The following is a 16131-nucleotide window of genomic DNA, read 5'->3' on the forward strand; positions in this document are numbered from 1 at the left end:
AAGGCCCGAGTATATTCAAATGCTCCTTTTTTAGTGTACGATGACGGTTCGTTTTACAATGGAGAGGGAATGTATGTACAACGTGATGATTACGGGCGCGGGAAAAATCGGAAGTTTAATTGCCTGTTTGTTAGCGGATAGTGGTGATTACGAAGTCCATTTAGCAGACTTCGAATTTGCGGGAACAGATGTTAAGCGGTTACTGCAAGCAATGCCAGAAATTAAGACTGTTGCGTTGGATGTGAAAGATAAAGAATCGACACAAACCTACATGCGGGAAAACAAAATTGTTGCCGTCATTTCCAGTCTTCCTTACTACCTCAATACATATGTTGCCGAAGCGGCAAAAGCGAGTAAAGCACATTACTTTGATTTAACTGAAGACACCTCTGTCACTGAAGCAGTTAAAACGATTGCAAAAAATGCTGAAACCGCTTTTGTGCCCCAATGCGGCCTTGCTCCTGGGTTTATTAGCATTGCGGCAAATAGTTTAATGAAAGAATTCGAACAATGTTACCACGCCAAGCTTCGTGTAGGCGCATTACCTCAGCGTGCTAACAATGCGCTGCAATACTCTTTGACTTGGTCAACTGATGGGGTCATTAATGAATACGGTAATCCTTGCTATGGTATCGAGAAGGGCAAACCTACCGTTCTTAAGCCTCTGGAAGGCCGGGAAGCCATTCAAATTGACGGGTGTGAATATGAAGCGTTTAACACATCGGGGGGATTAGGGAGTTTGGCTGAGCTTTACACAGGAAAAGTGCAAACATTAAATTATAAAACCATGCGCTACCCAGGACACTGTGAAAAAATGCGCCTTTTAATGAATGATCTAAAATTAAATGAGGATCGTGAGACACTAAAGCGTATTCTCGAACGTGCTATTCCTAAAACCTATCAAGATATTGTCATTGTTTATGTTACTGTCGAAGGGATCAAACAAGGCGAGCTCACTGAAAAGAGCTATGTTAAAAAAATATATCCTGAAGAAATTCGCGGTCTTGAATGGTCAGCGATTCAAGTAAGTACCGCTGCTGGTGTTTGTGCAGTGGTGGATTTGGTCATGGGGCAAGCGAACGAATACCATGGTCTCATTTTACAAGAAAATTTCCGCTTGGCTGATGTTTTGGCTAACCGGTTTGGTCGCCATTATGCTTAGGAGAAACCGATGGATTTGTTAAAACGTCTTAATATTAATGAAATTAATCCGGGTGCCTTTAGTGGGTATGGCTGGCACAGTGAAATGGGTACAAACCGCCTTGTTTCAGTCAATCCAGCAAACGAAGAAAAACTCGCCGAAATTGCTACTTGTTCAATGAGGGACTATCAACATATTTTAGAAAGAGCTGAGCAAGCTGCTTTGGCCTGGAGACAAGTGCCAGCGCCAAAACGAGGTGAAATTATTCGTCAAATAGGCGATGCGTTGCGTGAGCATAAAGACGTATTGGGTAGTTTGGTTTCTTTAGAAATGGGGAAATCGAAGCAAGAAGGGGACGGTGAAGTCCAGGAAATGATCGACATTGCTGATTTTGCAGTGGGGCAATCACGAATGCTCTATGGCAATACAATGCATTCAGAGCGACCTAACCATCGCATGTATGAGCAATGGCACCCTTATGGAATTGTGGGTGTTATCTCTGCATTTAATTTCCCAGTCGCAGTGTGGGCATGGAATGCCTTTATTGCAGCGATTTGTGGCAATGTAACCTTATGGAAGCCCTCAGCAAAAACGCCACTTTGTGCAATTGCCGTGCAGCATATTTGCAATAAGGTGTTACAAAAAAACAAAAGTCCGGAAATTTTTTCTCTTATCATTCCCTGTTCACATGAGATTGCTAACGAGATGGTTAATGATTCCCGTATTCCCCTGATTTCATTTACAGGATCTACCTCTGTAGGAAGACAAGTCGCCACTAAAGTGGCTGCCCGACTTGGCAAGACCATTCTTGAACTAGGCGGGAATAACGCCATCATTTTGGATGAATCCGCTGATTTGAATCTGGCAATTCCAGCAATTGTGTTTGGTGCTGTCGGAACGGCAGGGCAACGTTGTACCACTACACGGCGATTATTTGTGCATGAATCCATGCACCGCGATGTGATTAAGCGATTGCAACATGCTTATGAGCAAATCACCATTGGTGATCCGTTGGACAGTAAAAATTTAATGGGGCCTTTGATTGATCAGCAGGCCGTTGATGAGTTTAAAAAAGCGATGGCTCGCATTAAACAAGCAGGCGGACAAGTGGTGTTTGGTGGAGAGGCAATCAATCGACCAGGATACTTTGTCCAGCCTACGTTAGTAACGGAAATAAAAAATGAATGGGAAATTGTGCAAGAAGAAACATTCGCACCTATTCTCTATGTCATGCCTTACCGCACACTTGACGAAGCGGTCGCCTTACAAAACGGTGTGCCCCAGGGGTTGTCGTCAGCTCTGTTCACGCAAAATCTTAAACATGCCGAATATTATCTAAGTGCTTTAGGGAGTGATTGCGGGATTGCCAACATCAATATCGGCACTTCCGGAGCAGAAATTGGCGGAGCTTTTGGGGGTGAAAAAGAGACAGGTGGAGGACGTGAATCAGGATCCGATTCGTGGAAAGCCTACATGCGTCGTCAGACAAATACCATCAATTGGGGAAATGAATTACCGCTTGCGCAAGGAATACGCTTTCATTTGTCTTAGAGCGGGTTGTTGTCATCCCGAACGTAGTAGGGATTTCCTGGATGAAGTATTGCCAAGAGGCGGGAGGTCCCTCGCTTTGCTCTGGATGACAGTTGGTATGTCGTCCCAAACGTAGTGAGGGATCTCCTGGATTGGGTTATTGCCAAGAGCCGGGAGGTCCCTCGCTTTGCTTGGGATGACAGTGGTATGCGTCCCGAACGCAGTGAGGAACCTCCTGGATGGGGTTACTGCCAAGAGGTGTGAGGTCCTTCGCTTTGCTCGGGATGACAATTGGTATGTCGTCCCGAACGCAGTGAGGGATCTCCTGGATTGGGTTATTGCCAAGAGCCGGGAGGTCCCTCGCTTTGCTCGGGATGACAGTTGGTATGTCGTCCCTAACGTAGTGAGGGATCTCCTGGATGGAGTTATTGCCAAGAATCGGGAGACCCCTCGCTTTGCTCGGGATGACATAAGAAGACAACACTATTCTCAACAAAGGACATAAACCATGCAGGAACCATTTCACATTAAAAAAGTCGCTGTGCTGGGTGCCGGAGTAATGGGAGCGCAAATTGCAGCGCACTGCGTGAATGCAGGAATTGAAACCTTGTTGTTCGATTTAGCACTTAAAGAAGGACCAGCTAATGGGCTAGTCAATAAAGCAATTACTCATCTTACTCAGTTAAAACCTGCACCTTTGGCTACTTCAGAAACCGCAACTTTTTTGCACGCTAAAAATTATGAGCAAAATTTAGCAGATTTAGCTGATTGTGATCTGGTCATTGAAGCAATTGCTGAGCGATTGGATTGGAAAGAGGATTTATATCGCCGTATTGCTCCTTATTTGAACAAACATTGTATTTTAGTAAGCAATACTTCTGGGCTAAGTGTGAATCGATTGAGTACCGTACTCCCTGAAGCTCTACGCGAGCATTTTTGCGGTGTCCATTTCTTTAATCCACCGCGTTACATGCATCTAGCCGAATTAATTCCTGCAGAGACAACCGTCCCGTATTTATTGGACAATTTAGAAGCTTGGTTAACCAGTTATCTTGGTAAAGGGGTTATTCGGGCTAAAGATACGCCTAATTTCATTGCGAATCGCATTGGTGTGTTTTCTTTATTAGCGACCGTACATCATGCAGAAGCCATGAAACTTGGTTTGGATGAAGTCGATGCACTGACTGGTCCTTTACTGGGACGGCCGAAGTCAGCTACATTCAGAACAATGGACGTAGTCGGATTAGACACGATGCAACACGTGGTGCATACCATGGAAGAGCAGTTAGGAGATGATCCTTGGCACGCATTGTTTAAATTGCCCAACTGGCTAACCCAACTTATTAAAGCAGGGCACTTAGGGCAAAAATCAGGTCAAGGGATTTATCGTAAAGCGGGTAAAACCATCGAAGTTTACGACTTGGAGTTAGGCAATTATCGTCCAGCCAAAGGTGAAATTAGCCAAGAGTTAGCAGGCATTATGAAAATAACGGACCCTGTTCAACGCATGCAACTACTGATGGCTTCAAATGACAAACAAGCTAAATTCATCAGCGCTTGTTATCGTGACCTTTTCCATTATTGTGCCTATCATCTGCAAACCATTGCCAATAATGTTCGTGATGTTGATTTAGCCATTCGTTGGGGATTCGGTTGGCATCAAGGGCCTTTTGAAACATGGCAGAGTGCTGGGTTTACTGAGATGCTTGGGTACATAAAAAAAGCAATCTCATCTAAAGAAAGCCTAAGCATAGCCCTGCTGCCTGATTGGCTTAATGATATAGACGGTTTTTACCACAAAGAGGGGGCCTATTCGCCGCAAGAAAAAGCGTATAAATCCCGTAGCCATTTACCCGTTTATCAACGGCAATTTTTCCCTGATACGGTTTTAAACGAGGTATGTCGTGCTAAAGCTACACTTTATGAAAATGAAGGTGTTCATTTATGGCATCTTAAAGAGGATGTCGCAGTGCTTAGCTTCAAATCAAAAGCAAACACCATCGGTCAAGCCGTATTAGATGGCGTTGAGGCTGCCATTGAAAAAGTGGAAAATGCCTGCAAAGGCATGATCATTTATCAATCGGATGCTGGGAATTTCAGTTCAGGAGCCGATTTACGCAGGATAGCTGAGTTGTTAAAAGCGAAAAGAATGAGTGCTGTTGATGAAATGATCAGCCAATTCCAGCGCATGGTTATGCGTATAAAATACTCAACGATTCCGGTTGTCGCTGCACTTCGCGGCCGGGCTTTGGGCGGGGGATGCGAATTAATGATGCATTGCGATTCGGTTGTCGCAGCTTTTGAATCTTATCCAGGATTAGTCGAAATTGGTGTAGGACTTCTGCCGGCCGGTGGTGGATGTAAGGAGGCAGCAAGACGTGCAGCAGGTGAAGCAAAAAATGCGGATTTAATGGTTTTCGTTCAACCCTATTTCCAACATATTGCGACCGCTGCAGTTGCTTCGTCAGCACCAGAGGCACGGCAATGGGGTTATTTGTGCACCCGCGATCTCTGGGTTATGAATGCCAATGAAGTTCTTTTTGCTGCTTTAGCTGAAATTGAGCGATTGCATGCTGCCAATTATCAACCGCCGCTTAAAGCCCGTTTCAAGGTAGCAGGACGCGAGGGTCATGCGCGTTTACAAGCAGGGTTGGTCAATTGGCTAGAGGGAGGATTTATTTCTCAGCATGATTATTTTCTTGCTAATCACGTTGCGAGGATCATCTGTGGTGGCGAAGTGAATCAGGGCGAAATAGTGGATGAAAAATGGATGCTTCATTTGGAAAAGGAGGCTTTCTTGACTTTAGCTGCAACCCCTTTATCGCAAGCACGTATTGTTCATCTTTTAGAAACCGGCAAACCGTTGCGCAACTGAGATAGGAGACTAGCTATGACAAATGTATACGTGGTGGATGTAATGCGTACTCCTGTTGGTAAAGCGCCAAAAGGTGTATTTAAGCATACAATGCCGGATGATTTATTGGCACACGCGATAAAAACATTGATCAAGCGAAACCAGCAAGTGAAATGGCAGGCCATCGAGGATGTCGTGATTGGTTGTGCGATGCCAGAAGCAGAGCAAGGGATGAATGTGGCGCGGATTGCTTCGCTTCTTGCGGGTTTGCCGCAATCTGTACCCGCCATGACGATTAATCGTTTTTGTTCGTCCGGTGTGCAGAGTATTGCCACGGCCGCTGCTGAAATCAGTCAAGGGAATAGGGGACTTGCTTTGGCAGGTGGGGTGGAGTCAATGTCGATGGTGCCTTTAGGAGGTAACAAATACACGGCTAATCCCGAAATTTTCAATGACGAACAGGTTGCCATTGCTTATGGAATGGGGATTACCGCGGAGAATGTTGCTAAGCGGTGGGAAATTTCACGCGAACAACAAGATGAATTTGCTGCGGAAAGCCATCGACGAGCAGTTGCTGCACAGCAACGTGGTGATTTTAAAGACGAAATCAGCCCAATCGAAATCACCATCCGCCATGCAAATCTCGAAACGTCAGAAGTTGTAAGTAAAAAGCGAGTGATTTCTGAAGATGAGGGACCGCGGGCAGACACCTCCTATGAAGTCATTTCTCGTTTGCGTCCGGTATTTGCAGCAAAAGGAACTGTTACAGCTGGTAATAGTTCACAAACAAGTGATGGAGCTGGCATCGCTTTATTGGCTTCAGAACAAGCGCTTAAGCAATACGATTTGCAGCCTATGGGCCGCTTGCTTAGCTATGCCGTTGCGGGTGTACCACCCGAAATCATGGGCATTGGCCCCATTGAAGCGATTCCTATTGCATTAAAAAGAGCAGGGTTAACGTTAGAACAGTTGGATTGGATAGAATTAAATGAGGCTTTTGCAGCGCAAGCACTTGCTGTGATCAAAACGCTGGAATTACCAAGAGATAAGGTTAATCCTTTAGGGGGAGCTATTGCTTTGGGACATCCGTTAGGCGCTACGGGAACAATTCGTACAGCAACATTACTGCATGGGCTTCGCCGCATAAAAGGGCGCTATGGTATGGTCACAATGTGCATTGGTACTGGAATGGGCGCAGCAGCTATTTTTGAGGCGATTTGAAACTATTATTCGAACACGGTGAGAATTTTTTCTCACCGTGTCGTGAGCCCTCATGGGCCTCCTCTCATGCCGTCCTGAGCCTCTTCTCCTGTGGTCCTGAGCCTCTTCTCCTGTGGTCCTGAGCCTCTTCTCCTGTGGTCCTGAGCCTCTTCTTCTGTCGTCCTGAGCGTAGCGATCTCTTAAAAAAGCTATCACCAAGAGTCGGGAGGTCCTTCATTGTGCTTAAATGCCAGTCATTACTTGACGGCAGGAAGGAAACCCGTGAGATGTGCCACAACGCATGAACCTAAACCCTCTAATGAATACCCGCCTTCTAAAACGGATACAATGCGTCCCTGGCAACATTCATCCGCAATGGCTTTAATTTTTTCAGTTACCCATAAATAATCACTTTCAGTCAGTAATAAATTAGCCATGTCATCATTAATGTAAGCATCAAACCCAGCCGAGAAAAAAATGATCTCGGGTCGAAATTCCCTTATTTTATAGAACCACAATTGGCTGGTTTTTTGCCTGAATAATTCGCCTGTAGCTCCCGCAGGTAGAGGGATATTAAGAATATGTGCGCTTTTTGTATCAGCACCACTGAAAGGATAAAAAGGGTGTTGGAATGAGGAGCAATATAAAACGCGCGACTCGTTTCGAAAAATATCTTCTATTCCATTGCCATGATGCACATCAAAATCAATAATGGCGACCCGTTTAAGCTTATAGTGTTCAAGGGCATAAGCCGCTGCTGCGGCCACATTATTAAAGAAGCAAAATCCCATCGCATAGTTCCATCCTGCATGGTGCCCTGGAGGGCGAACATTGCAAAACGCTTGATCGACTTCGTTATTCAACACTAAATCAACCCCCAAAAGTGCGGCTCCTGCTGCATTTTGTGCGGCCGTTAACGAATAGGGATTCATATAAACGTCTGGGCCATAAATAATGAATCCATGTTCCGGTGAGGATTGAAATAAGCTATCAATGTAATCCTTGCTGTGCACCCGTAACAAATCCTGTTCTTTTGCTAAAGGCGCTTGATAAAAGGTTAAAAGAGGAAGTAAATTGCTTTGCATCAATTGATCATTGATTACTTTAATGCGAGCAGGTTGCTCAGGATGAGCAGCTCCCATGTTATGTAAGAGACAATCTGGATGTGAAATAAGTGCAATTGTCATGGTTTGAATGGAGTATTAACTTACTATTAGTTTAGTCCTTTTACAGGGGCCTATAACATGACATGAAGCAAGAGCCTATGGTATTCTTCCCGCCTGGAATTTACTAGCTAAGTATTGCATCCATTAAGAGATTAAGTTTAATGAGTAAAAGACGCCAACGAATACCTGCAACGATTCAAACTGCTGAGATAGAAAAATTTAGTCATGATGGTCGGGGTATCGCGCGAATTGGCGGCAAAGCCACCTTTATTCAAGGTGCACTACCCGGTGAACAGGTTTCTTTTCAATACACGCGAATAAAAGCCGATTTTGATGAAGGGAAGACTATAGCTATCCTTTCACCTTCTTCTTCACGAGTAGAACCGCGCTGTCCTCACTACACGATGTGTGGCGGCTGCTCGCTTCAGCATCTTGATGAACAAGCACAAATTCATGAAAAACAAACTTTACTGCTTGATTTACTGCTACGTGTTGGTCATTGTCAGCCAGAAAGGTTGCTAGAGCCTTTGGCAAGTGCGCATTGGCATTATCGCAATAAAGCACGCTTGAGTGCGCGTTATGTGGAAAAAAAGCAAACGGTATTGGTTGGCTTTAGAGAAAAAAATAACCCGCGATATATTACTGAAATTAATCAATGTCCGGTGTTGAATGCACGAATCGATGAAGAAATTGTTCATTTACGTCAGTTGATTAACTCTCTCGATAACCCCAGCATAATCGCTCAGGTTGAAGTTGCAGCAGGGGATGAGGACATTGCATTAATTTTTCGTCATTTAGAGCCTTTGAGTGAAACGGATAAAGAAAAATTACGCCATTTTGGTCATGAATCTCAATTCCGACTCTTTCTGCAATCGGGTGGAGCGGACACGGTTACTTTATTTTACCCTGACGATGGCAATGATTTTTTGACCTATACTTTGCCGCAGGAAAAGATTCATTTCCGGTTTCATCCGACAGATTTCACTCAAGTAAACGCAGGGTTAAATCGGCTAATGGTTTCTCATACCCTTGAGTTGATGGCGCTAACGAAAGACGATGTGGTACTCGATTTATTTTGTGGTTTAGGCAACTTTTCTCTTCCACTTGCTAAACATTGCACTAAGGTAGTCGGTGTGGAAGGCAGTGAAACCATGGTTTCGCGCGCTAAAATGAATGCCCAATTAAATGGGATAACTAATACTGAATTTTTTTGTTACGATTTAGAACAATCTGACGCTTTATCAGTGCTATTTAAGCAGCAATTTACTAAACTTTTAATTGATCCGCCACGATCTGGTGCGCTGGAAATCATAAAACAAATCGATAAGCTTAATCCTCAGCGGCTTGTTTATGTTTCTTGTAATCCAGCAACCTTGGCAAGAGACAGTAACATTTTAGTGAATCAAAAAGGATACCAGTTACGAGCCGCTGGTGTAATGGATATGTTTCCACATACAGCCCATGTGGAGTCCATCGCCTTATTTGAAAAAGGATAACAGCAATGGTTAAAGTTAAAGAAGATACTCCCTGGCTAACTGAAGGTGGCATCGATGTTGAGCAATGGTTACATCAGTTAGGTGAAAAAGGGTATTTTCACGACTTAGAATTAATTCGCAATGCTTGTACCCTAAGTCAACTGGCGGGCCAAGATCATGCCACTGAAACCGGAATTTCCTGCTTACAGCAAGGATTGGCAATAGCTGATATTTTGGCTGATTTAGAAGCTGATCAAGAAACCATCAGTGCAGCAATTATCTTTGAAAGCGTGCATTATGCTGAGTTATCTCTGGATGTGGTTGAGGAGCAATTAGGTTCACCAATTGCCAAATTGGTCAAAGGCATTGAAAAAATGAGTGCTATACATAACTTACAAGCACTTAACAAATACCCTCAAAACAAACACCAACTCGACAATGTCCGCAAAATGCTTCTCGCTATGGTTGATGATGCGAGAGTAGTTCTTATCAAATTAGCGGAGCGACTTTGTGTTTTGCGTACGTCCTCACCATTACCCGAGGGAATGCGAAAGCAAATTGCTACGGAAGCGATGGAAATTTATGCCCCTTTAGCTAATCGTTTAGGGATTGGGGCTATTAAGTGGGAAATGGAGGATTTGGCTTTTCGCTATTTACATCCCGAAGAGTACAAATCCATCGCTAAAGGGTTAAAAGCAAAGCGTTTAGAGCGAGATCGTTATGTTAATTTAATCGTTCAAGAATTAAATAAACAAATTGGTGCGCTTGGCATTAAACAGTTCAAAGTGTATGGTCGCTCCAAGCACATCCACAGCATTTATCGAAAAATGAAACGCAAAAACGTGTCTTTGGATGAAATCTATGATGCTACTGCGGTTCGTGTCTTGATGGAAACGAAAGAACAATGTTACGACGTGCTTAGCATGGTTCACGCCTTATGGAAGCAAATCCCTGCTGAATTTGACGACTACATTAGCAATCCTAAACCGAATGGTTATCAATCCCTCCATACTGCAGTTGAGGGACCTGAAGGTCGAGTGTTTGAAGTCCAGATTCGTACTTTCCAAATGCATGATTTGGCTGAAATGGGAGTTGCAGCGCATTGGAAGTATAAAGAAGGTGGAAAGCTCGAAAAAGAAAGCCATGAACGTAAAATTGAATGGTTACGCGATGTATTGGCCTGGCATAAAGAAATGGCTACTTCAAGAGGTGTCTCTGAAGCGATTGAAACGGAATTTCTTGAAGACAGGGTCTATGTTTTTACTCCTGATGGCGACGTACTTGATTTGCCTCAGGGTGTCACGCCGTTAGATTTTGCCTATCATGTGCATAGCCAAGTTGGACATCGATGTCGGGGTGCTAAAGTCAATGGTACCATTGTCCCATTAACTTATGCCTTAAAAACAGGGGATAGTGTTGAGGTTCTAACCGGTAAAGAGGAACGGCCATCAAGAGATTGGATTAATCCCCATTTAAATTATCTGAAAACCTCCCGGGCTAAAGCCAAAGTTTTGCACTGGTTTAAAATGCAAGACTACGATAAAAATCGAGCAGAAGGCCATGAGATTCTTGAAAAGGAATTAAAGACACTAGGAATGAAAGCCGAGCGGTTGAATGAAGTTGCCACGTCGTTTAACTTTAAACGCTTAGATGATTTGCTTGCAGCCTTAGGTCGAGGTGATATTAAACTAGGGCAAATTTTAAATCGCTTGTCGCCAACAGAAAGTCATCCAGCTATCCAAACTTTAGTGAAACCGCAAGCCAAACCAGAAGTGAGCGGTAGTGATTTACGCATAGAAGGGGTAGGCAATCTTTTGACGCATATGGCTCGGTGTTGCCAACCTGTTCCAGGCGATGCGGTGGTCGGTTATATTACTATGGGGCGTGGGGTATCCGTGCATCGACAAGATTGCCCCAACATTATTCATGCCAGTGAAAAACAACGACAGCGATTTTTACAAGTGAGTTGGGGAAGTGCGACTCGAGATCACTACGTTGTTGATATACTGATAAATGCGTTTGATCGCCCCGGACTCTTAAAAGATATCACGTCCTTGCTCTCCAATGAAAAAGCGCATGTTTATGCGCTACAAACGCAGATTAATAAGCAAGAGAATTCCGCATTTATTACCTTAACCGTGGAAATTGATGGCTTAAATAGCCTGTCGCGTTTGTTAAATAAACTGCAGCAGATTCCGAATGTGCTAGAGGCAAGACGACAAGTGTAGGGCATTAAGGCGCAAGACGTGAGCGATCATGAAACTGGTCGCAAGGGCGCTCCTTATCAATATGCTATATTTATCCTCATGTGGATGACAAAAGAGATAAATGGGCATGAATGTCACCGAAAAAATCATTCAATCTCACCTTCTTGAAGGCAAAATGGAGCCAGGCCAAGAAATCGCTTTAAAAATCGATCAAACACTCTGCCAAGACGCAACGGGTACTTTAGTCATGCTGGAATTAGAAGCAATGGGACTAGAACGCACTCAAGCTGAAGTTTCCGTTCAATACGTCGATCATAATTTAATTCAGGAGGATAACCGAAATCCTGATGACCATCTGTTTCTTGCAAGTGCTGCGAAACGATTCGGCATCTATTTTAGTCGTCCTGGTAATGGGATTAGCCATGCTGTGCACATGCAAAATTTTGGTAAGCCAGGTAAAACACTTGCGGGCTCTGACAGCCATACTTGTGCTGCGGGATCATTAGGGATGCTTGCTATTGGTTCGGGTGGCCTAGAGGTGGCCATGGCGATTGCAGGTCACCCCCTTTATATCAAAATGCCGAAAGTGCTTGGGGTTAAATTGATCGGAAAACTGCCTGAGTGGGTGAGTGCCAAAGACGTTATTTTAGAAATGTTGCGCCGTTATGATGTGAAAGGTGGAGTGGGCTATGTGATTGAATATTACGGTGAGGGATTAAAACATCTAACGGCGATGGATCGTCACGTGATTGCTAATATGGGCGCGGAATTAGGGGCGACGACGACCGTCTTCCCTTCCGATGAAATCACTCGCGAATTTCTCCGAAGCCAAGGGCGCGAAGAAGATTGGATGGAACTAAAAGCTGATAAAGGGTCCGTCTATGATAAAAACGATGAAATTGATTTATCAAATCTGGTGCCCCTCATCGCAAAACCATCCAGCCCAGGCAATGTTGTACCAGTGACTGATATTGCTGGAGAAGAAATCTATCAGGCTTATATTGGCTCCTCAGCGAATCCGGGATATCGTGATTTTGCCATCGCTGCGGAAATGGTAAAAGGCCGCACCATAAAAAATCACATCTCGTTTGATATCAATCCTACTTCAAGGACAATTCTTGAAGAACTCGTACGCGATGGTCATCTAGGTAGCTTAATTCACGCCGGCGCACGCGTCCACCAGGCAGGATGTAATGGGTGTATTGGTATGGGGCAAGCGCCTGCGACGGATAAAAATAGTTTGCGTACAGTGCCACGCAATTTCCCTGATCGTTCGGGGACAAAAGATGACAAAGTGTTTTTGTGTAGCCCTGAAACAGCCACTGCATCCGCACTGACTGGTGTAATCACGGATCCCCGAGCTTTGGAGATGCCTTACCCCAAGGTTAAATTACCCGAAAAACGAATTATCAACAAAGCGTGTATTGAAGACCTTGTACCTCTCGAGGATGCCAAGAAGGTTAAATTAATTAAGGGAGCAAATATTATTTCTTTGCCTGAACTCGACTCTTTGCCGCAAGATTTTAAATTACCTGTTTTGCTTAAAGTGGGCGATAACATTTCAACGGATGAAATCTCTCCTGCGGGTGCTAAAGTACTCCCTTATCGTTCCAATATCCCCAAAATCAGTGAATTTACTTATACTCACGTTGATCCTGATTACGTTAAACGGACTACAAAGCAAAAAGCAGGTCATGTGATTATAGGGGGAGAAAACTATGGACAAGGCTCAAGTCGCGAGCACGCGGCATTAGCGCCTCGTTATTTAGGTTTACGGGTGGTAATTGCTAAAAGTTTTGCACGCATTCATTGGCAAAATTTAGTGAATTTTGGTGTCCTTCCGTTGGTTTTTAACAATCCAGCGGATTATGATGCCATTCAATTAAACGATACCGTAGAACTTAACGAGGTAGCAAATCAATTAGATAGGAATGAGTTTAAAATTAAGATCAATGGCAGAGAAATTGAAGTGCGTCATGCTCTTTCCGAACGACAAAAAGAAGTGCTTATGAAAGGGGGGTTAATTAATTGGATGAAGGTAGATCTTAAAAGAAAATCAACTTAAGCCTATAACGAGATGCTAAGCACTCCTTCCTTACAGTCTAAATCTGTTCATAGGAACATCCATTAAGCCATGCTATCGAGGAGATAAATATAAGTATAAGTGATAGGGAATTTCGTTAAATATTAAAACGGGAAAATGAATGAGTTAGGGTGACTGTGCGCAAGTGGAAATGAACATCGGCGATGTGTTTGTGATTTGAAACTCCAGGTGGCGGGGGATACCGAAGCAAGTAGGTCTATTTCTTGAATGTTAATTCATGCTGAGCCAAGGCTCAACCTACAAAATAAAAACTAGGCCATGCCATGAAAAAATGGAAAATTTTTATTATCGCCAGCTGCTTATTAATCAATCCGCCTATCCTTAGCTGCGCAGAGACAGATAACAGTGGCGAAATTAAACAACTTGTTAATTTTCTGGTTTCAGACAAAATAGTCACGCTTACTGCCGATCTGAAACTGGTTCCTTTGAGTTTTTACACGGGTACAACCGAAGATATTGCGGCTTATTTCGGGGATTTTATTTGCGCGGCGAATAATACGTGTACAGTGGTGGATAGTCTGTATCATCCTTTCGCCATTTTAGGTCGTGGTTTACCACCCAGGGAGGGAACAGAGCTTGAATGGCTTGAAGCCCAAGCACAGATTGAACGAACTAACATTGTCAATGTGACGGATATTTATCATGGTGCGACTTGGCAGATTGCGCTGGCCTTAGCTGCAAAAAATGGATTTTTAGACCCCTTTAGAGCAAAACTTTTAGTCCTCAACGAGTTATTTTATATTACAAATCCAATTAATCGTGCAGTAGGATTGACGTTTAAGTATGGCAATGACATTTCAGTGTTTAATCCAAATTTTGCTTATACTTTTCGTTGGTTAGCGACTAGTTTTTATAATAAAGATCCTTTTTTTAATAGCCGATACCAAGATTTTATAACTCAAGATTTTACTTTAGGAGAAGCATCCATTGCCGACCCTGCGCACCATTTGCCTGGTTTTTTCAAATTCATCACAACCTGGTCTGACTACAGGCCGCTCACGGGGAAAAACGCTTGGGCTCAGCTGATTGGTCCTTTGCAAGCTGAATTTATCCTCAACAACGGTAAAATCCCTCTTTATTCGTTGGCGCTGCAAAATGCCATTAATAGCTTAACGCCTTTTGAATTAATGCAAACAGGAATTGGCGCTTTTTATTTGGCTCCTTTGGGTACCCAAGGTAGCCAGGCGTCTCTGCCTTCAGGTGAAATTTCAATAGAAGACAATTTAGCGGTATTAGCCGGTTTACAAGTGCTAAAAAGCAGTTTGCAGAATACAGTGCAAACGGTTGAAGTCAAGCAAGCGTTATCCCGTATTCATGTCATGCTGAATGGAGGGAAAACAATAAGAGGGTTTAACACCCTTGGCTTGCTCAGTTTTCTCTATAATGGCGCTTACGACCCAGACAACGGTATTTTTCTTACTCGCGGCACGGCTTTAATCGCATCATCAACTGACAATTGGCAGCCTGGTACTTCTTCTCGTGCAAGTTTTACGGCAGTGAGTACGAATTTATGGGCGATTTCAGTTTTAGGTGCGGAAACAATTGATCGCTGGTTTGGCAGAGAAACGGCATTAAAACTATGGCAAACTGTACGCAATAATGGAGGATATTTTAACAATGGTGAATTATGGGGCCTAGGGTACAGTCTTAATAATAACGTGGGCTCACAGCCTGAAAGTATCATGGCAGCAGCGCAAACGGGGGCAGCGATTAATGCGCTTAATATGCTCATTGATTTTTATCGAGGCTCTGAAATTGATGTCACTGATTTGGAGACTGATAGGGCAAGTCTAAAACTTAATTTCTCTCATTTGCGAAATGATCTTTATTTAAATTCCAATTTTGTCGACGCAACGCCAAGGGAATTTTTTATTATTGTCCCTCCATCCATGGGACAGGCTTATCTTTATGCCAGCAAACGATTTCCGATTCCGTTTGATTGGAATGCGAATACTATTGCCAGTATTAATGCCAATGCCTGGGTTGTCATGAATAATTTTGATTTTAATCCTTTCCAGTATGCAGGCAAATTAGCAGGGGAAAATTACACCGTACCGCAAAAAAGAGATATCTTGGATAAAACCATTGAAACGCCAAGTGGCGCTTTACCTATCGAAGTGACCATTAATTTTTCTGCAGGAGAACTAGGGTCTATAAAACGATTGGCCTTACGCTACAATCTGGATGGTTCACAAACCAATTGGATCACTGCAGCAATTACGGACGAACGGCAAAGTTTTACGCAATTGCCCCGAGGCACTAAAGCCATTGCGATTTCAATGGTGAATGATGATTTTGCGAATGTGTGTCAAATTAATCCGGCAACTCGAATCTGTACGGATGAGAGCTGTTTAAATGTGCGTTCGATCAATGCACATTGGAGTTCAAATGGATTGGGGGATTGTGATTTAGGAAATTAATGGATACGTCATAGCTTATGTCTTTCTCATTTTT

9 protein-coding genes are annotated in these 16131 nt (G+C 43.6%); 8 read left to right on the forward strand and 1 reads right to left on the reverse strand.

The annotated features are described in order from the left end of the window. Positions 1–73 precede the first annotated feature (73 nt). The 4 genes from B5D33_RS04470 (at position 74) to B5D33_RS04490 (ending at position 6746) form a co-directional block, all read left to right on the forward strand. Positions 74–1162 carry a saccharopine dehydrogenase family protein gene (locus B5D33_RS04470; RefSeq protein WP_058452314.1) on the forward strand — a complete coding sequence of 363 codons (1089 nt, stop codon included), beginning with the start codon at positions 74–76 and terminating at the stop codon, positions 1160–1162. Positions 1163–1171: 9 nt separating this feature from the next. After that, positions 1172–2692, forward strand: coding sequence for an L-piperidine-6-carboxylate dehydrogenase (gene amaB / locus B5D33_RS04475; RefSeq protein WP_058452315.1), 1521 nt, complete (start codon positions 1172–1174; stop codon positions 2690–2692). A 487-nt stretch (positions 2693–3179) separates the two neighbouring features. Then, positions 3180–5546, forward strand: coding sequence for a 3-hydroxyacyl-CoA dehydrogenase/enoyl-CoA hydratase family protein (locus tag B5D33_RS04485; protein ID WP_058452317.1), 2367 nt, complete (start codon positions 3180–3182; stop codon positions 5544–5546). A gap of 15 nt (positions 5547–5561) precedes the next feature. After that, positions 5562–6746, forward strand: coding sequence for an acetyl-CoA C-acyltransferase (locus B5D33_RS04490; RefSeq protein ID WP_078767335.1), 1185 nt, complete (start codon positions 5562–5564; stop codon positions 6744–6746). A gap of 236 nt (positions 6747–6982) precedes the next feature. On the opposite strand, the gene B5D33_RS04495 is transcribed toward B5D33_RS04490, so the two are convergent. Continuing rightward, positions 6983–7912 (reverse strand): histone deacetylase family protein, encoded by a 930-nt coding sequence (locus B5D33_RS04495; protein WP_058452318.1) that lies wholly within the window; start codon positions 7910–7912, stop codon positions 6983–6985. Positions 7913–8052: 140 nt separating this feature from the next. On the opposite strand from B5D33_RS04495, the gene rlmD reads away from it, so the two are divergent. From rlmD to B5D33_RS04515, 4 genes are all read left to right on the forward strand, one after another. Beyond that, positions 8053–9387 (forward strand): 23S rRNA (uracil(1939)-C(5))-methyltransferase RlmD, encoded by a 1335-nt coding sequence (gene rlmD, locus B5D33_RS04500; RefSeq protein WP_058452319.1) that lies wholly within the window; start codon positions 8053–8055, stop codon positions 9385–9387. A 5-nt stretch (positions 9388–9392) separates the two neighbouring features. Then, complete coding sequence (gene relA / locus B5D33_RS04505) at positions 9393–11594, forward strand: GTP diphosphokinase (RefSeq protein WP_058452320.1); 2202 nt, start codon at positions 9393–9395, stop codon at positions 11592–11594. 106 nt (positions 11595–11700) lie between these two features. After that, a complete protein-coding gene (locus B5D33_RS04510) occupies positions 11701–13638 on the forward strand; it encodes an aconitate hydratase (protein ID WP_058452337.1) in 1938 nt (645 codons plus the stop codon). Positions 13639–13940: 302 nt separating this feature from the next. Beyond that, positions 13941–16097, forward strand: coding sequence for a hypothetical protein (locus B5D33_RS04515; RefSeq protein WP_058452321.1), 2157 nt, complete (start codon positions 13941–13943; stop codon positions 16095–16097). Positions 16098–16131: the final 34 nt, after the last annotated feature.

It is taken from the genome of Legionella maceachernii (assembly GCF_900167045.1).
In the GTDB taxonomy this organism is placed as follows: Bacteria; Pseudomonadota; Gammaproteobacteria; order Legionellales; family Legionellaceae; genus Tatlockia; species Tatlockia maceachernii.